We start from the raw sequence: 1132 nt of genomic DNA on the forward strand, positions 1-1132 counted from the left end.
GCCTCGTGCGTTGCGCACACCATCGGCGTCACCCGATCAGTGGCCACTCTGAAACGGCTCAATAACTCCTCGATTTGATGGGGTGGTTGGGGTCGCAGGATCCGGGTGTGGCGGAGAGGACTGAGGCAGCGTTAGCGGCACAGCTCGGCAAGCTGCTGCCGTTGGTTGGGACTGCGGCTTGCGTGTTGGGGCATGGCGGGGTCCGTGTTGTTGCCCGTGCCACCGGGGTTGCGGAGTCGACGCTCTCGACGCGGCCATTGGCCGCCCGGTGCAGTCGAGCCGCCACTGCAGAAGTGGCGGCTCGACTGCACCGGGGGAACACTGGAATTGACGCCAGAGGGCTTCGGCGTACTCGCGGGCGGTATCGCCCTTGCGCCGCGATCGGCGCGGCTATTCGCCCCGCAGCAGCTTGGTCAGCTCCTCGTCCATGTCCAGATGACTGCTGTCGACGGCCGTCACAATCCACTCGCAGGTCGAGGAGTCGTTCGCAGCCGTACTCGGCGCAGTCGGGACCGGCGGGGCGGGCATTGTCGCTGCGCTACTCGTCCGCTCCCATGGACTTCCGTAGGTGCGTGCCGAGCATGCCCCGCAGTGCTCCAGAGACCTGCGAGTACGTATCTCGCGGACTCGCTTGCGGCACGGGACCTCCTCGTTGACACCTCGGGTAGTGATAATTGATGCCTCATCATTCAGACGGCATGCGAAGAGTTTGCATCATGCTTTCAACTTCTTTTGCTGCGTTCCAGGTTGGCCCGGTGCCCGCATTTCGCGGAGCCGAAAAGGCCGGCTGATGCGCCGCATCGAACTCATCCAAGCGTTGCAATACCGTGTCGTATTCATCCATATCGAATGGTGCAGTCGACCCGTTGACTTTATAGTACTCGATGACCTCTTTCATCTCCGAGCCTGGGGTATTGGGATCATGATAAGTTTGCGCCCAGTCCTCGAATGCTGCCTCAGCATATTCGTCGCGCACCGAATCCAGCAGCTCCAGGGCCTGCGAAACCTCGATGCCAGGGTCGTAATTCTCAATCGAGCGCATGAAGTCTTCCGCCTCCTCGATAAGGTTCCAGTGAGCTTCTTCAGCGTTGCCGCTCCAGGGTGAGGACGGCTTTGGCGATTGACGTCATGC

The 1132-nt window shown here is 61.3% G+C and carries 2 protein-coding genes; both read right to left on the reverse strand.

The window, feature by feature from the left end; translation table 11 throughout:
* Positions 1–390: 390 nt before the first annotated feature.
* On the reverse strand, positions 391–528 hold the full coding sequence (locus tag IEY89_RS40125; RefSeq protein WP_189152453.1) for a DUF6192 family protein: 138 nt from the start codon (positions 526–528) through the stop codon (positions 391–393).
* A gap of 157 nt (positions 529–685) precedes the next feature.
* Positions 686–1042 carry a hypothetical protein gene (locus tag IEY89_RS40130; RefSeq protein WP_189152452.1) on the reverse strand — a complete coding sequence of 119 codons (357 nt, stop codon included), beginning with the start codon at positions 1040–1042 and terminating at the stop codon, positions 686–688.
* Positions 1043–1132: the final 90 nt, after the last annotated feature.

The organism is Streptomyces lacrimifluminis, assembly GCF_014646095.1.
Lineage (GTDB): Bacteria > Actinomycetota > Actinomycetes > Streptomycetales > Streptomycetaceae > Streptomyces > Streptomyces lacrimifluminis.